The 14,223-nt window shown below is 51.5% G+C and carries 14 protein-coding genes; 10 read left to right on the forward strand and 4 right to left on the reverse strand.

What is annotated here, in order from left to right; genetic code table 11:
* The first annotated feature begins 69 nt into the window (after positions 1–69).
* The 8 genes from ABF463_RS11190 (at position 70) to ABF463_RS11225 (ending at position 7,698) form a co-directional block, all read left to right on the forward strand.
* The gene (locus tag ABF463_RS11190) at positions 70–633 is read left to right on the forward strand and encodes a flavodoxin family protein (protein WP_415533718.1); all 564 of its coding nucleotides are present in this window, start codon (positions 70–72) and stop codon (positions 631–633) included.
* A gap of 294 nt (positions 634–927) precedes the next feature.
* On the forward strand, positions 928–1,122 hold the full coding sequence (locus ABF463_RS11195; RefSeq protein WP_415533719.1) for a hypothetical protein: 195 nt from the start codon (positions 928–930) through the stop codon (positions 1,120–1,122).
* 22 nt (positions 1,123–1,144) lie between these two features.
* On the forward strand, positions 1,145–1,471 hold the full coding sequence (locus tag ABF463_RS11200) for a transposase (protein ID WP_415533720.1): 327 nt from the start codon (positions 1,145–1,147) through the stop codon (positions 1,469–1,471).
* Positions 1,461–1,931, forward strand: coding sequence for a transposase (locus tag ABF463_RS11205; RefSeq protein WP_415533721.1), 471 nt, complete (start codon positions 1,461–1,463; stop codon positions 1,929–1,931). Before ABF463_RS11200 ends, ABF463_RS11205 begins: the two co-directional genes overlap by 11 nt.
* 648 nt (positions 1,932–2,579) lie before the next feature.
* Complete coding sequence (locus ABF463_RS11210) at positions 2,580–3,242, forward strand: L,D-transpeptidase (RefSeq protein ID WP_415533722.1); 663 nt, start codon at positions 2,580–2,582, stop codon at positions 3,240–3,242.
* A 178-nt stretch (positions 3,243–3,420) separates the two neighbouring features.
* Positions 3,421–5,142, forward strand: coding sequence for an ABC transporter ATP-binding protein (locus ABF463_RS11215; protein WP_415533723.1), 1,722 nt, complete (start codon positions 3,421–3,423; stop codon positions 5,140–5,142).
* Positions 5,143–6,966 carry an ABC transporter ATP-binding protein gene (locus ABF463_RS11220; RefSeq protein ID WP_415533724.1) on the forward strand — a complete coding sequence of 608 codons (1,824 nt, stop codon included), beginning with the start codon at positions 5,143–5,145 and terminating at the stop codon, positions 6,964–6,966.
* Positions 6,967–6,999: 33 nt separating this feature from the next.
* Positions 7,000–7,698, forward strand: a complete 699-nt coding sequence (locus ABF463_RS11225) for a class I SAM-dependent methyltransferase (RefSeq protein ID WP_415533725.1) — start codon at positions 7,000–7,002, stop codon at positions 7,696–7,698.
* 110 nt (positions 7,699–7,808) lie between these two features.
* Here the strand turns inward: ABF463_RS11225 and pyrE are convergent, their stop codons facing one another.
* On the reverse strand, positions 7,809–8,450 hold the full coding sequence (gene pyrE, locus ABF463_RS11230) for an orotate phosphoribosyltransferase (protein ID WP_415533731.1): 642 nt from the start codon (positions 8,448–8,450) through the stop codon (positions 7,809–7,811).
* Positions 8,451–8,766: 316 nt separating this feature from the next.
* On the opposite strand from pyrE, the gene ABF463_RS11235 reads away from it, so the two are divergent.
* Both ABF463_RS11235 and nrdG read left to right on the forward strand, forming a co-directional pair.
* Positions 8,767–11,112, forward strand: a complete 2,346-nt coding sequence (locus ABF463_RS11235) for an anaerobic ribonucleoside triphosphate reductase (RefSeq protein ID WP_415533726.1) — start codon at positions 8,767–8,769, stop codon at positions 11,110–11,112.
* Positions 11,109–11,621: an anaerobic ribonucleoside-triphosphate reductase activating protein gene (nrdG, locus tag ABF463_RS11240; protein ID WP_415533727.1), complete on the forward strand. Its 513-nt coding sequence runs from the start codon at positions 11,109–11,111 to the stop codon at positions 11,619–11,621. Before ABF463_RS11235 ends, nrdG begins: the two co-directional genes overlap by 4 nt.
* 66 nt (positions 11,622–11,687) lie before the next feature.
* Here the strand turns inward: nrdG and ABF463_RS11245 are convergent, their stop codons facing one another.
* The 3 genes from ABF463_RS11245 to ABF463_RS11255 all read right to left on the reverse strand — a co-directional run bounded on the left by ABF463_RS11245 (position 11,688) and on the right by ABF463_RS11255 (position 14,000).
* Entirely contained in the window at positions 11,688–13,166 is a 1,479-nt protein-coding gene (locus ABF463_RS11245) for a DUF4153 domain-containing protein (protein WP_415533728.1), read from the reverse strand.
* Positions 13,167–13,279: 113 nt separating this feature from the next.
* Positions 13,280–13,489, reverse strand: coding sequence for a helix-turn-helix domain-containing protein (locus tag ABF463_RS11250; RefSeq protein WP_415533729.1), 210 nt, complete (start codon positions 13,487–13,489; stop codon positions 13,280–13,282).
* A gap of 16 nt (positions 13,490–13,505) precedes the next feature.
* Positions 13,506–14,000: a DUF2975 domain-containing protein gene (locus ABF463_RS11255; protein WP_415533730.1), complete on the reverse strand. Its 495-nt coding sequence runs from the start codon at positions 13,998–14,000 to the stop codon at positions 13,506–13,508.
* Positions 14,001–14,223: the final 223 nt, after the last annotated feature.

Here is a 14,223-nt window from a genome sequence, read left to right on the forward strand (position 1 = left end):
CCATGTGAGCATATACTATGATTGTTTTCAAAGAAAAATTATTCACCATACTTATAGGAGAAATACAGAATGAATGTTATGGGATATATCGCCAGCCCGCGCAAAAACGGCAACACGGCGTGGACGGTGAACAAAATACTGGAGGGCGCCCAAGAACACGGTGCCGCAACCGAAGTCTGGTACGCGGGCGAACTGGACATTCGTCCATGTCAGGCCTGCATGGGCTGCGTGAAAAGTGACCGCTGCGTGCTGAACGATGACATGCAGAAGCTTTATGCCGCGCTGAAACAAGCCGATGCGTTGGTTCTTGGTGCGCCGCTTTATATGGGGCAGATGAGCGCGCAGGCGAAAGCATTCACCGATCGGTTGTCTGCGCAGATTTCCCCACGGTTTTCTCCGCGGTTCAAAGAGGAAAATGCGGGTAAAAAGCTGATTCTCGCGTTTACACAGGGCAACCCGGACGCCGGAAAATTTCAGACCTATTACGACTATACCAAACAGATGTTCCAACTGCTGGAGTTCGATGTAAAAGACCTGCTTGTCGTCGCGGGCACCCGCAGCGATTCGGCAAGCGAGCAGGACGGGCTGGACGTTAGGATGAAAACGGCCGGTTCCACTTTGGTTTCAGAATAACGGCGGATTTAAATCTTGTGGCTCTCCGCAGAAACTGGTACACTAAAGAGTGGCGTGGAGAAGGCTGTCGATGAACGGCAGGCCGCCCCCAACCTTGGTTTGATTTGATAGGTCGGGCTTTGGATGAGTATGAGTTTAGCTGTTGCCCTTCATATCTTTACTGTTCCTCCGGTGGTTTACCGCAGGGAGGCAAAGCAAAAGGGGCTGTTGCAAAACAACCTCAACAAAAAAGTCAAGACGGCCAACACGAAAAAAAGTGTTGGCCGTCTTGGCTTTTTGTTTTAGAATTTAGTTGTGAAAAAAAACCTAAAACGCTTAGAGCATACCAAATATGAGCGGAAACTTCAACAGTTGACGCTCCCAATGGACAAGGAAATCGTAATACCCACGGATGACCCGGTGCGGCTGGCCAGCGCGCAGCTTGAGGAACTGGATTACAGGGAACTGTATCGCGCCTATTCTTCACAGGGAAGAAAATCGGCATTTTAAAACCGACCCGGATACCACTTTTATGCATATGAAAGAAGACCATATGCGCAATGGACAGCTCAAACCGGGCTACAATGTGCAGATTGCCGTCAACAGCGAATACATCACCGGCGTGGCGGTGTTTTCTAATCGAACGGACAGCGGCACCTTGCAGCCCTTCCTTCGGCATCTGCAGCGACAGCATGGGATGAATTATCGCGACATAACAGCGGATGCAGGCTATGAGAGCACGGATCACTACCTGTTCCTTCAGGAGAATGGTCAAATTAGTTTCATCAAGCCCATCCACTATGAAGCGCAAAAAAAAGTTCAAATCGCAACTTGGCCGCAGGGAAAATATGCAGTATGATGTGCAGGCAGGCTGCTACATCTGCACAGCGGGAAGAAAGCTGAAATTTCGGCGTGAATGTACTCAACTTGGCAAACAAGGGCGCTTCCAGACGATGGCGTATTACCGTTGCGAAAGTTGCGTCGATTGCACGCACCGGGAATCCTGCTGCAAAGCAAAAGAGAGCAAGCCCAAAGAACTGCGCGTGTCGATCGATCTGCTGCGGCTCAGCAAACAATCCCCAAAAAACATCATGACGGAACGCGGTATCCAGCTTCGGCTTAATCGTTCCATTCAGGTGGAGGGAGCCTTCGGTGTGCTGAAAAACGACCGCAAGTTCAAGCGTTTTCTGACACGCGGTCGAACAAACATCTCCACGGAACTGTATCTGTTATGCTTGAGTTATAACCTGAACAAGTTATGGGCAAAGTGTAATGCCGATCGCTTGCAAACGCATCTTTTTGCGCTGAAAAAAGAGTAGTATTGGAAAAACAGAAAATTGACAGTATTCGGGTGGTGTCCAAATGGCCTAACCCAGCGTTGCTGCACCCAAATTTTCAACCATACGGCCAGTTTTCAACAAATGAACGCCGGTTAAAACATTTTTCGAAACAAGATAGGGGCTGTATTCAACCTGTGCCTACTATCTGCGCAAAAGCGTATATAAATGAAAGAGTAGTACCATTTAAAAGCCTTTTTCGTAGGTCGTATCCCTGATTTCGTATCATAGATGTTGGTGGTGTGAACCACGACTGCAAGCAGATTATCTATTGTATCAACGACTATGTGACATTTCCGATTTTTTGTTTTCTCCACCGTCAATTAAAATTTGCACACCCTCCGCTGCCGCCATGGTTACAATTTCCCACTTCTTTGTGCTTTTTGAGAATTTGGGTTGCATGAGCGTTATAATAGGGTATAATAAAGTTAAACTCTGTGCAGGAGTCGCCCAATAAAGCGGCGTGTGGCAAGGTTATTACATCGGCAATGAAAAGCAGGAAAAGATGCCGACGTAGTTGCAACTGGAATGACCGCACTTTGCACATCATTTAACGCAACAAGTACCTATATTAGGTGCCGTAGCACGATGTCTTCACCGTTAGACATTCACCGATCAGGAGGTCATAGCTTGAGAAATTCCCAGTTGTTCGACCATAAACCGAAGAAACGACGTCTGCGTCCGGTCGGCGTCGCTGTCGTTGTGGCAGTGGTCGTCTGTGCGGCGGCGGCTGTTTATACGGTTTCCGCACATACGCCTTTGTCGCAAGGTGCACAGGTAGCTTCTGTGAGTAAAACAAAATCCACCTCGTCCAAAACGGCGGCAAGCCATGTATCCGCTTCTTCTCAGGCGCTTACGCCGACACAAATTGCGGCGTCACACCTGCCAACTGTGCAGGTCAGTCTGGCCGACGCGGTCAAACCATTGTGGGTGCATGTGCAGCTTTCCACGCAGAATGTCGTGGTGTATGATGCCCAAAACCGCGTGGTAGAGGCATTTGTCTGTTCCAGCGGCTCAGCGGGTAACGACACGCCCACTGGTACCTATACGGTTAAAGACAGGGGAGAATCTTTCTATAACCCCAAATATCAAGAGGGCGCGTATAATTGGGTTCGTTTTAATGGCAGCTACTTGTTCCACAGTGTCCCGTTTGACGCTAGCCGCAATATCGTTCCCGAACAGGTTGCCGAACTTGGCGAACCATCTTCACACGGCTGTATCCATCTTTCCATGGACGACTCCAAATGGATTTATGACAATATCCCGCGTGGGACAAAAGTCGTCATTGAATAATTTGTAGAAGAACATGGCATATGCATTATTTTATTAGAAGAGGTCACCCATATGGGTGGCCTCTTCTAATAAAATAATGTATCCACTGGGTCAAAGCGCTTCACAAAAAAGTTGACCGTTCACTTAATTTTTGTGGTATGATGGGGGTGTCGATTTTAACCAAAAGGGGCGGTGGCGTGTGTCATACCTAAAAAAATACATTGACCGGTATGGACGGCTCTTTGTAATCAGTCTTTGCTTTCTGACATTAGAAGCAGTGTGCGACCTGTTTCAGCCTGCCATCATGTCACGCATCGTGGATGTGGGCATCCGCACCCGAAACATGTCGTTTGTGCTGCATATGGGCGGTGTCATGCTGGGAGTGACTGCACTCGGCGCGGTGGGCGCAGTGGTGCGCAATAATCTTTCAAGTCGCGTGTCGCAGCGCTTTGGCGGTGATCTGCGTTCCGATTTGTATACAAAAATCCAATCCATGTCCTATGAAACAGCGGCGCGGTTCGACACCGCTTCGCTGGTCACCCGGCTGACCAACGACGTGACCCAACTGCAAAACTTCGCAAACGGGATGATGCGTATTTTCATAAAAGCCCCTATCCTTTGCATTGGCGGCATCATCATGGCCAGTTTGCTTGACCCGCAGGCTTCCGTGGTGTTGGCGCTGGTGATTCCCTGCGTGGTGGTCATCGTTGTGTTTGGAATGCGAAAAGGCTATCCGCTGTTTGCACGGGTGCAGGGTGCGGTAGACAGCCTAAACAGTGTCATGCGCACCTATCTGGGAGGTGTGCGGGTGGTTAAAGCATTCCATCGCTTTGATTATGAAAGCGAACGCTTTGCACGGCAGAATGACGGCCTGTGTGACGCGCAGGCACGCGCCATGCGCACCATGGCCATGTTCGGCCCATCGGTGATGATGGTGGTGAACGTGGGGATCGTTGCGGTGCTTTACATGGGTGGGTGGCGGATCAATGCCGGCTCGCTTGCGGTGGGCAAGGTGATGGCGTTTATCAATTATATGACGCAGATTTCTTTTGCGCTCATGACCATCTTTATGGTGTTTACCATGTTTGTGCGGGCACGTGCATCGGCGGAGCGCGTCGGGGATGTGATGGGTGCGCAGGATACGCTGCGTACTGCGGTTCATCCAAGCCCGCTGGGCAAAGAGGGACAGGTACATTTCTCTCATGTGACTTTTTCCTATCATGACGGCGGCGAACCGGTTTTGCATGATCTTTCGTTTGCCTGCATGGCGGGGCAGACGGTGGGCGTGATTGGTTCCACAGGGGCGGGGAAAACCAGCATGGTGAATTTGATTCCCCGCTTTTATGACCCATCGGACGGTGCGGTAGAAATCTTCGGCGTGGATGTCCGCAAAACAGATGTAGCGGCGCTGCGCAAGCGCATCGCCATGGTGCCGCAGAAAAGCACGCTTTTTACGGGCACCATTCTGGAAAATCTGCGATGGGGTGACGCGTGTGCAACGCGCGAAGAAATCGAAACGGCGGCAAAACTCGCACAGGCTCATGATTTTATCAAGTCGCTTCCAGAAGGATATGACACGATGCTGGGGCAGGGAGGAGTCAACCTTTCGGGTGGGCAGAAACAGCGGCTCGCCATTGCACGAGCGCTGGTGCGCCGCCCGGACATCCTGGTGCTGGATGACTGCACCAGTGCAGTGGATGCGGTGACCGAGCGAAAGATTCGTGCGGGGCTGCGTACGTTCTCCCGTTCACTGCTTTGCATTGTCATCGCCCAACGTATCACCTCGGTGATGGATGCGGATCATATCCTGGTTATGGATAACGGCAGGATCGTCGGCAGCGGTACACATACAAAGTTGCTGGAGACTTGCGCAGTCTATCAGGATATCTTTGCGTCGCAGTTCGGAAAGGTGGTGGAGTGAGTGGCGAAAGAGCAGGTCAAAGCCGACTATATGCCGTCTTTCCGTGCCGGCCGGCGGCCCAGAAACGGCGCGCCGGTGGAAAAACCTAAAAATTTTGGAAAAACAGTTTTGCGTTTGTTAGGATACTTTTCACGGGAAATGCATGTGCTGGCGATTATTTTGGTCTTTGTACTGGTAGATGCCGCGTTGATGCTGGCAGTGCCTTATCTGGAAGGACGCGCGGTCGATTATATGGCCGGTGGGCGTGGCCACGTCGCGTTTTCGCCGTTATTTGCGGTCATTGGCCTGTTGGTGGCTGTGTTTGCGGGCGACTGGGTACTGACCGTGTTGGAAAACCGCCTGATGGCCGACGCTTCCCAGCGCATTGTGGGGCGTTTGCGCAGCGCCTTGTTCGACCGCGTGCAGAAGCTGCCGATCGCCTTTTTCGATGTGCACACGCATGGCGACCTGATGTCCCGCTTTACCAATGATGTTGACAATATCAGCACGACCATTGCGCAGTCTACGGTATCGCTGCTTGCTGATATCATCGGTATCGTGGGGGCGTTCGGGCTGATGCTGGCGCTGAACATCCCGCTTACTGTGGCAGCGCTCATTACGGTGCCGCTGGTGTTCCTGCTGTCGAAAATGGTCACCACACATACTGCCAAGCTGTTTGCAGCACAACAGGCGGCGCTGGGGCGATTGGGTGGCCATGTGGAGGAGAGCATTTCCGGATTGTCGGTGGTCAAGGCATTCGGTCGCGAAAAACAGGTGGTGGAGGAGTTCAACACAGCCAATCAGGCACTGTTGGATGTATCTATTCAAGCACAGATCTGGTCGGGCTACATGATGCCGATCATGAATGTCATTGGCAATCTGGGATTTGCTGCTGTGGCAGGCGTCGGCGGTGTGCTGGCGGTGCGTGGTATGGTGACTGTGGGGATCATTACCAGCTTTTTGAGCTATTCCCGCCAGTTTACCCGCCCGTTGAACGACGTGGCCAGTACCTACAACTCGCTTCAGACGGCGGTCGCGGGGGCGGAACGTATTTTTGAGGTGCTGGATACGCCATCCGAGCCGCCGGACGCGCCCGATGCCAAAGTACTGGCGCATCCGCGCGGTGAGATCGCGTTCGAGGATGTTTCGTTTGGTTACCGACCGGATGTGCCGGTGCTTTCCCACGTTAATTTCCGTGCGGAGGCGGGCAGTGTGGTGGCGCTGGTCGGCCCCACGGGTGCGGGCAAGACGACCATCATCAGTCTGCTCAATCGGTTTTATGATGTGACAGACGGGCGCATCCTGTTTGATGGGGTGGATGTGCGGCAATACACGCGCGCCAGCCTGCGAACGGCATTTGGTATTGTCTTGCAGGACACCAGCCTGATGCCCGGCACCATTGCTGAAAATATCCGGTATGGCCGCCCGGATGCAACGGACGAACAGGTACGCGCGGCGGCGGAAATGGCCGGTGCCGACAGTTTTATCATGCAAATGGAGCGGGGATATGATACCGTAATCGGTGAGCAGTCGCTCAGTCAGGGGCAGCGCCAGTTGCTTACCATTGCACGTGCGGTGCTGGCCGACCCGCCGGTGCTTATCCTTGACGAAGCAACTTCCAATGTGGATACCCGTACCGAAAAACGTATTCAGCAGGCGATGGTGCGGTTGATGCGCGGGCGCACTTGCTTTTTAATTGCACACCGTTTGTCGACCATCCGCGATGCGGATATCATTTTAGTGGTATCAGGCGGTCGCATCGCTGAGCAGGGCATTCATGAGGAATTACTGAAGAAAAATGGCCTGTATGCCGGATTGTGGAGCAGCCAGATGACAATCGCGTGATTTCTGACGAAGATGACAGTATTGGGGGATTTTATGCAAGAGGAATTGGATCGCATTAAAGAACGATACGCGCACCGGGGGCAAGTGGTGCCTGCGGATAAATACCTATTGACCAACCCGCACATTTTGCTTGGGGTGCAGGAAAAAGAACGGAGAATGGTCAAGCTGCTGCGAAAGAATGATCTGGTTCCGTTGAGAAACAAGAAAATATTAGAGGTTGGCTGTGGCACCGGCTCCAATTTGCTGGATTTTTTGAGGCTTGGCGCACAGCCGGAAAACATGATGGGAAACGATTTGTTAGAAAATCGCATTGCTGTGGCTCGCAAACGGCTGCCGGACAAGGTGCAGTTGTTCTGCGGCGATGCATCTGCACAGGAACTTGAGAAAGAGTCGTTTGATTTGATTTTGCAATCGACGGTTTTTACCTCTATTTTGGAAGATGCAATGCAGGAAAAACTCGCTCGCCGGATGTGGAGCCAGCTGAACCCCGGCGGATACATTATTTGGTTTGATATTCTGCATGGCAATCCATATAACCCGGATGTGCGTGCAATCCCGCTCAAAAGAATAAAGATGTTGTTTCCGCAAGGAACGTTTCAAGTGGAGAGGGTAACGCTTTTCCCGTTTATCGGGCAAGCTGTCACACGTCATGTCAATTTTCCGTATTTTATTTTGGGCACTCTGCCATTTTTAAAAATGCATTTGTTATGCTTTATTCGAAAACCGGCGTGATGTCCGCCGGGTCGATATAGAAAGGGAAAAGACCGCAGGGGCCTTTTCCCTTTCTATATCGACAGATAAGCGTTTTACCATCACGATGGGTGCAATCGGCACCGAACCGCTTATTTTTCCGAACAGTATTGTTCCATGTAGTTTTCCATACGCGTTTTCATTGCGTCATCAATGACGATCTTGCCGTCAATCTCTATATTGTAAAGGGCGGAAAGAATCTCCCGTACCGTGACGAGGGGGTATGTTTGGATACCAAAATCCTCATATAATTCCTGAATGGCGGTTTTGCCATGTACGCCTTTTTCCATGCGGTCGACAGAAACAATCAGACCCGCAATGGTGATGTGTGCGGCTTTTTGCAGCAACGGCAGGGTCTCGCGCACCGAAGTGCCTGCTGTAACCACATCTTCTGTGATAACCACGCGGTCACCGTCTTTCAGCTTGCAGCCCACCATGTTGCCGCCCTCGCCGTGGTCTTTGGCTTCCTTGCGGTTAAAACAGTAGCCCACGTCTTCACCATACTGCGTATGCAAGGCGACTGCCGTGGCAGTGGCGAGGGGGATTCCTTTATATGCCGGACCGAACAGCACGTTCACACTGCCGATGCGCTCATGAATGCAGCGCGCATAGGTTTCGCCAAGTTTAGCGGCCTGCGCGCCGGTTCCGTAATTGCCTGTGTTGACAAAATAAGGCGTTTGCCGGCCGCTTTTAGTAACAAAATCCCCAAACGTGAGGACGCCCGCCCGCACCATAAAGGTGATAAAATCCTGTTTTGCCTGCTCGGATTGATTCAATTTGACCGTCCCTTTCTATCTGTGCCATTTGTTTGTTCAGCGGTATTTTGCAAAATTTCCCGCTCCCAAACGCAAGCAACGAATCGTTCAATACAGTATACCACATTCTTTATTGTTCGCACAGAAGCGGTGCAAAGAAGTTTTTTTGAAATGGTTGTAAAAATATTCTTTTTGCCCTTGCAAATTATCGTTCGGTTGGGTATAATAAAAAGCACATCATAATGGATATGAAAAAACAAGACATACTATATATAGTATAAAAGGAGAGACACGGATGATAACCCGAATTAAAAAAAGGGATGGGCGCGAAGTTCCGTTCAATATGGAGAAGATTGCGAACGCCATCTACAGAGCTGCTCGAGCCGCCGGTGGCAACGATTACGAGACTGCACTCGACCTTGCCGGAAAGGTCGCCACGGAGGCCCAGCTTGGAGAGAACGGCGACATCCCCACGGTGGAGGGTATACAAGATGTTGTGGAGCATGTGCTGATTGAAACCGGACATGCCCGTACCGCCAAAGCCTATATTCTGTACCGGGCGAATCGCACCCGTGTGCGGGAGATGAACACTAAACTGATGAAAATTTACGAGGAGCTGACGTTCAAATCCTCGCTTGATAATGACCTTAAGCGCGAGAATGCAAATATCGATGGTGACACCGCAATGGGTACCATGCTCAAATATGGTTCCGAGGGCGCAAAACAGTTTTACGACATGTTTGTACTCAAGCCTGAACATGCGAAGGCACATCGTGAGGGAGATATCCACATCCACGACCTCGATTTTCTCACGCTGACCACCACTTGCTGTCAGATCGATCTGGTCAAATTGTTTGAGAAAGGCTTCTGCACCGGTCATGGGTTCCTACGCGAGCCGAACGACGTCAATAGCTATGCAGCTTTGGCCTGTATTGCCATTCAGTCCAATCAGAACGACCAGCACGGTGGGCAGAGCATCCCCAATTTCGATTATGCCATGGCTATTGGTGTGCGCAAGACCTATGCGCGGCGGTATCGGCAGAACATGGTGCGTGCGCTGGAGTTGTTGGCAGGGGATGAGAATGCCGCAAAACCTGTGGCGGCTGTGACCGCGCTGCTGGCGGAACAGGGTATTTTGCCCATTCTTTCTAACGGCAACGCCTATCAGGCGCGAGAAGCGGAATTACTGCACAAGACCTATGCGGAAGACGTGGTAGCACGCGCACAGGAATTTGCTTTAAAGAACGCGGTTTCGGAGACCGACCGCGCAACTTTCCAGGCAATGGAAGCATTTATACATAACCTCAACACCATGCACAGCCGTGCGGGCGCACAAATTCCATTTTCCTCTATTAATTATGGAATGGATACTACGCCCGAGGGGCGCATGGCAATGAAGAATGTGTTGCTTGCCACCGAAGCCGGGCTGGGCAATGGAGAAACACCTATTTTTCCCATCCAAATCTTCCGTGTAAAAGAGGGCATCAGTTACAATCCAGGTGACCCCAATTATGACTTATTCCGGCTTTCCTGCCGGGTGAGCGCTAAACGGATGTTTCCGAATTTTTCGTTTATTGATGCGCCGTATAACCTGCAATATTACAAGGAAGGACATCCGGAGACCGAGATGGCCTATATGGGCTGTCGTACACGCGTGGGTGGCAATCATGTCGACCCCACGCACGAGATCATCAACAGCCGCGGCAACTTGAGTTTTACATCTGTCAACCTCCCACGCATTGCCATCCGCAGCCACGGCGATGTGGAAGCATTTTTTGAAGAGCTTGACCGCAAAATCGACCTTGTAATCGACCAGTTGCTTGAGCGTTTCGAGATTCAGGGCAAGAAAAAGGTGCGCAACTTCCCGTTTTTAATGGGGCAGGGCATCTGGCTGGGTTCTGAGAAACTGGGGCCGGACGACGAAGTGCGTGAGGTGCTCAAGCATGGGACGCTGACGCTTGGCTTTATCGGGCTGGCGGAGTGCCTCAAGGCGCTGATCGGTGAGCACCATGGCGAGTCGGAACGTGCGCAGAATTTGGGGTTGGAAATTGTTAGACATATGCGCAAGCGGATGGACGATGCCACCTTGCGTTATGACTTGAATTTTTCGCTGATTGCCACCCCGGCGGAAGGCCTGTCCGGTCGTTTTGTGCGGATAGATAAAGAGCGTTTCGGTGTGATCGAGGGTGTGACCGACCGTGATTATTACACCAACTCGTTTCATGTGCCGGTGTATTATCCAATCAGTGCGTTCCGCAAAATCCAATTGGAGGGTCCGTATCATGAACTGACCAACGGCGGGCACATAACTTATGTGGAATTGGATGGAGACCCCACCAAAAACCTTGATGCGTTCGAGGCAGTGGTGCGTTGTATGAAAGAAAGCAACATTGGATACGGCGCCATCAATCATCCGGTTGACCGCGACCCGGTCTGCGGGTTCACCGGTATCATTGACGACCATTGCCCTAAATGCGGCCGTGCAGAGGATGCAGACCATCCATTCGAGCGCATTCGGCGTATCACAGGATATCTGGTCGGTACGCTTGACCGTTTCAACAATGCCAAACGTGCGGAGGAGCATGACCGCGTCAAGCACCTTGACTGCAATGAAAAAGTACGGCAGATGGAGACGCTTTGAGTACGCCGCTCCAATTGGCGGGCGTTATCCGCGAATCTATTGTGGATGGGCCGGGTATCCGGTTTGTGGTGTTTGCACAAGGCTGTCCACATCACTGTGTGGGCTGCCAGAACGCACAGACATGGCCGTTTACGGGTGGAAACGACACACTGCCTGAAAAGGTGGTGGCGTCAATGCAGGAGAACCCATTGCTTGCGGGGCTGACGTTGAGCGGCGGGGAACCTTTCTGCCAATGTGCCGCCATGGCCGATTTGGCTGCCCAAGCCAAACAGGCAGGGTATTCCGTCTGGGTGTACACAGGATATACGTGGGAGGAACTGATGGCGCGCGTGCCAAGTGAACCGGATGTAATGCATCTACTCCGTTCGCTGGATGTGCTGGTGGACGGGCGCTTTGAGCAGGACAAACGCAGCTACAATTTGCTCTATAAGGGCTCGTCCAATCAGCGCTTGCTGGATGTGCCTGCATCGCTGCAAAACGGTTCGCCTATACCAAAGCAGATAGACTGAGCGAGTACATAAGAAATGTAAAAGAGCCGCACAGGTCGCAGATGTGACCTGTGCGGCTCTTTTTAATTAGAATCCAATTCTTTGGAGGGATGTGTCTGCAATGGCTTTTGAGAGTGTCCAGTTTTGCCAATTGGTTTGGCGTGTTTCTCGAAACGACAGCGCGGCACGTATCTTTTCCCCGTAGATCGGGTCATCCTTCAGCGTGACGATGGCGGGCACCGCGCTGTCGGAAAGTGTAAAGAGCAGTCCGGTATCCAGATCGCCGCCGGTGGCGCGGTAACGCGCAATATTGTAATCTGCGACGCGCGCGTCCACATCGGCAACGTTTAATAGCAGATACCAGAGCAGCACACCCACACAAGCGAAGCGGAAAAAGGCAAAGGTAGGCATGGCCAGTTTAATCAATATACACACCACTGCCAACCCGATTGCCGCCATGCACCAGAATGTGTAGACACGCAGCGGTGTCAATCCAAATTGCCGCACGTACAGTGCCATTTTGGAGCCTGCTGTGGCAATGAGCAGCAATGTCAACAAGGAAAAGATCCAGACCGCCGCGTTTGCACCGCGCGGCAGTTTTTTCGCCTGCTTCTTTGTGAGAAGCAGTGTAAAAAACAATAAGACAAAATTGAGCAGGCAGATGCCGAGCAACTCAAAAAAACCGCGCCGCGCATAAGAGGCGTAGGTGAATCCTTCGGGCAAAGCCTGCCGGAAAGCAGAAAACAGATAGCTGCCCTGTACCAGCATGTACAGCAGGTAGAGAATGGAAAATGCCCAAAGTGCCACGCTGACAGTCAGGCCGTCCAACACACCGCGAGGCGTGGAATTGATGCGCAGGGTCAGCGGCTGCTTTTCATATTTGACGGCAAAAAGCAGGCTGAACAGTGGGGAAGTAAATAATGCTGCCAGTAAAAGCTTGGAGATGATTTGATAGAATCGGTCGCTGAAAAGCTGTCCAATGCGTGCGAGCAGCCAGCCAAAATTTGCATCCGCGTGTGTGAGCAGTAGGATTGCCAGAGCCAGTAGCGGGCTGATGATGACCAGTGTGAGTAGGATACGTGCCGCCGCACGGCCATGCTTTGCGTCTTTTGCAGCACTGACCAATGTGACACAAGCGCGAGTGATATATTTGAACGGGTAGATGAATGTTTGACCCAAAATGTCCAACCCGGTACCCATCCACCAGACGGGACGGTGTCCGGTACCCGCCATAGCCGACAGGCTGAGAAGGCTCAGCCCCCATAGCGCACAGAGATTGAACGCACGCAGGTTGCTGTTATCGTAAGCGACGCAGAAGATACAGAGTGCCATGACGGCCAGAAGCAGCGGGATGCTTTGCCGATTGAGGAGCCTTTGCGCAGATGGGCGGAGCCATGCTGCGGCTGCCCCGTAGAATAACAGAGCAAAAAGAGGGACGGCAGCACCCCATCCTCCAAATAGCATCCACTCACATCCCGCATAGCAAAGCACAAATGTAAGCAACACAAACCGTATGTCACGTTTTTCCACAGCAGGCGCAGTGGGGAGCGTGGCTGTATTATCCATAAACATCCCTTTCTAACGGTAAAATTTTTTATAAATTTAAATATATTCCAGATAAAGCATGTAAAGGACGGTGAAAACAGCAACAGAAGAGCCGCTTGCGGAGGAGAGGGGGGTCAATCCTTTTTGGAGTAAAGCAGCAAGTCACCGGGTTGGCAATCCAGCGCGTCGCAGATGGCGGCAAGGGTAGAAAACCGGATGGCTTTGGCCTTGCCGGTCTTGAGGATGGATAGGTTGGCAAGGGTGATGTCCACCCGTGCGGCCAAGTCGGACAGGCTCATTTTGCGTTTTGCTAGCATGACGTCTAGATTGACAAGGATGGGCAATACCCTCACCTCCGTTTCAAATAGTCAATTCGTTTTCATCTTTCAGCTCTACTGCCTGATGCAGCAGTGCGGCCAATACGATCAAAAACAAGCCGAACAGCAGGAAGATACCGGCGCACACGAATGTAAGGATGGATGGGGAAAAGAACAGTTTGGAAAGAAACACGATGCAAAGGCCAAACCCGCAATATGCTGCATGTTGCATACTGCGCGCGTTAGGCAGGCAAAAGGGTTTGCTGTTCCGTATTCGCCGCAGGATGTGCAGTGCCGCGATGAGTATCCCCAAGCATAGCAGGCCGCTGATGATAAAAAACGCCAGCATGAGCGGATAAATCATGCCCGCGGGATTATAATGGTAGCCCAGCATGACTTTGAGTTCGCCCAGGCTCCCGGCGTACACGCTTTTGAGCCACCAGGACGCGGATGCCGTAATCAGCACATCGCAAACAATCAAAAAAATCACTACAACTGTAAGCGCTGCTGCCAGTCTGCGTATATGGGTCAGTTTCATCGGGATTCCTCCTGTTTGTTGTCTGTTTTCCCCTGAAAGTATTATACCCGACTTGTTTATCAATTGTCAATAAATATTTATTGTTTATCAATAAATTTATTCGCGCGTAGTTGCTGAGATAAATCATGCATGAGGGCAGTAAGCGGGAAAACGCCGGAAAAAAACATGCATTACTTTTATAACGCCCGTTTGCGCCTAAAAAGTTTATAACGTTTTACCACCC

This window comes from Ethanoligenens sp. (genome assembly GCF_047718355.1).
In the GTDB taxonomy this organism is placed as follows: domain Bacteria; phylum Bacillota; class Clostridia; order Oscillospirales; family Ethanoligenentaceae; genus Ethanoligenens.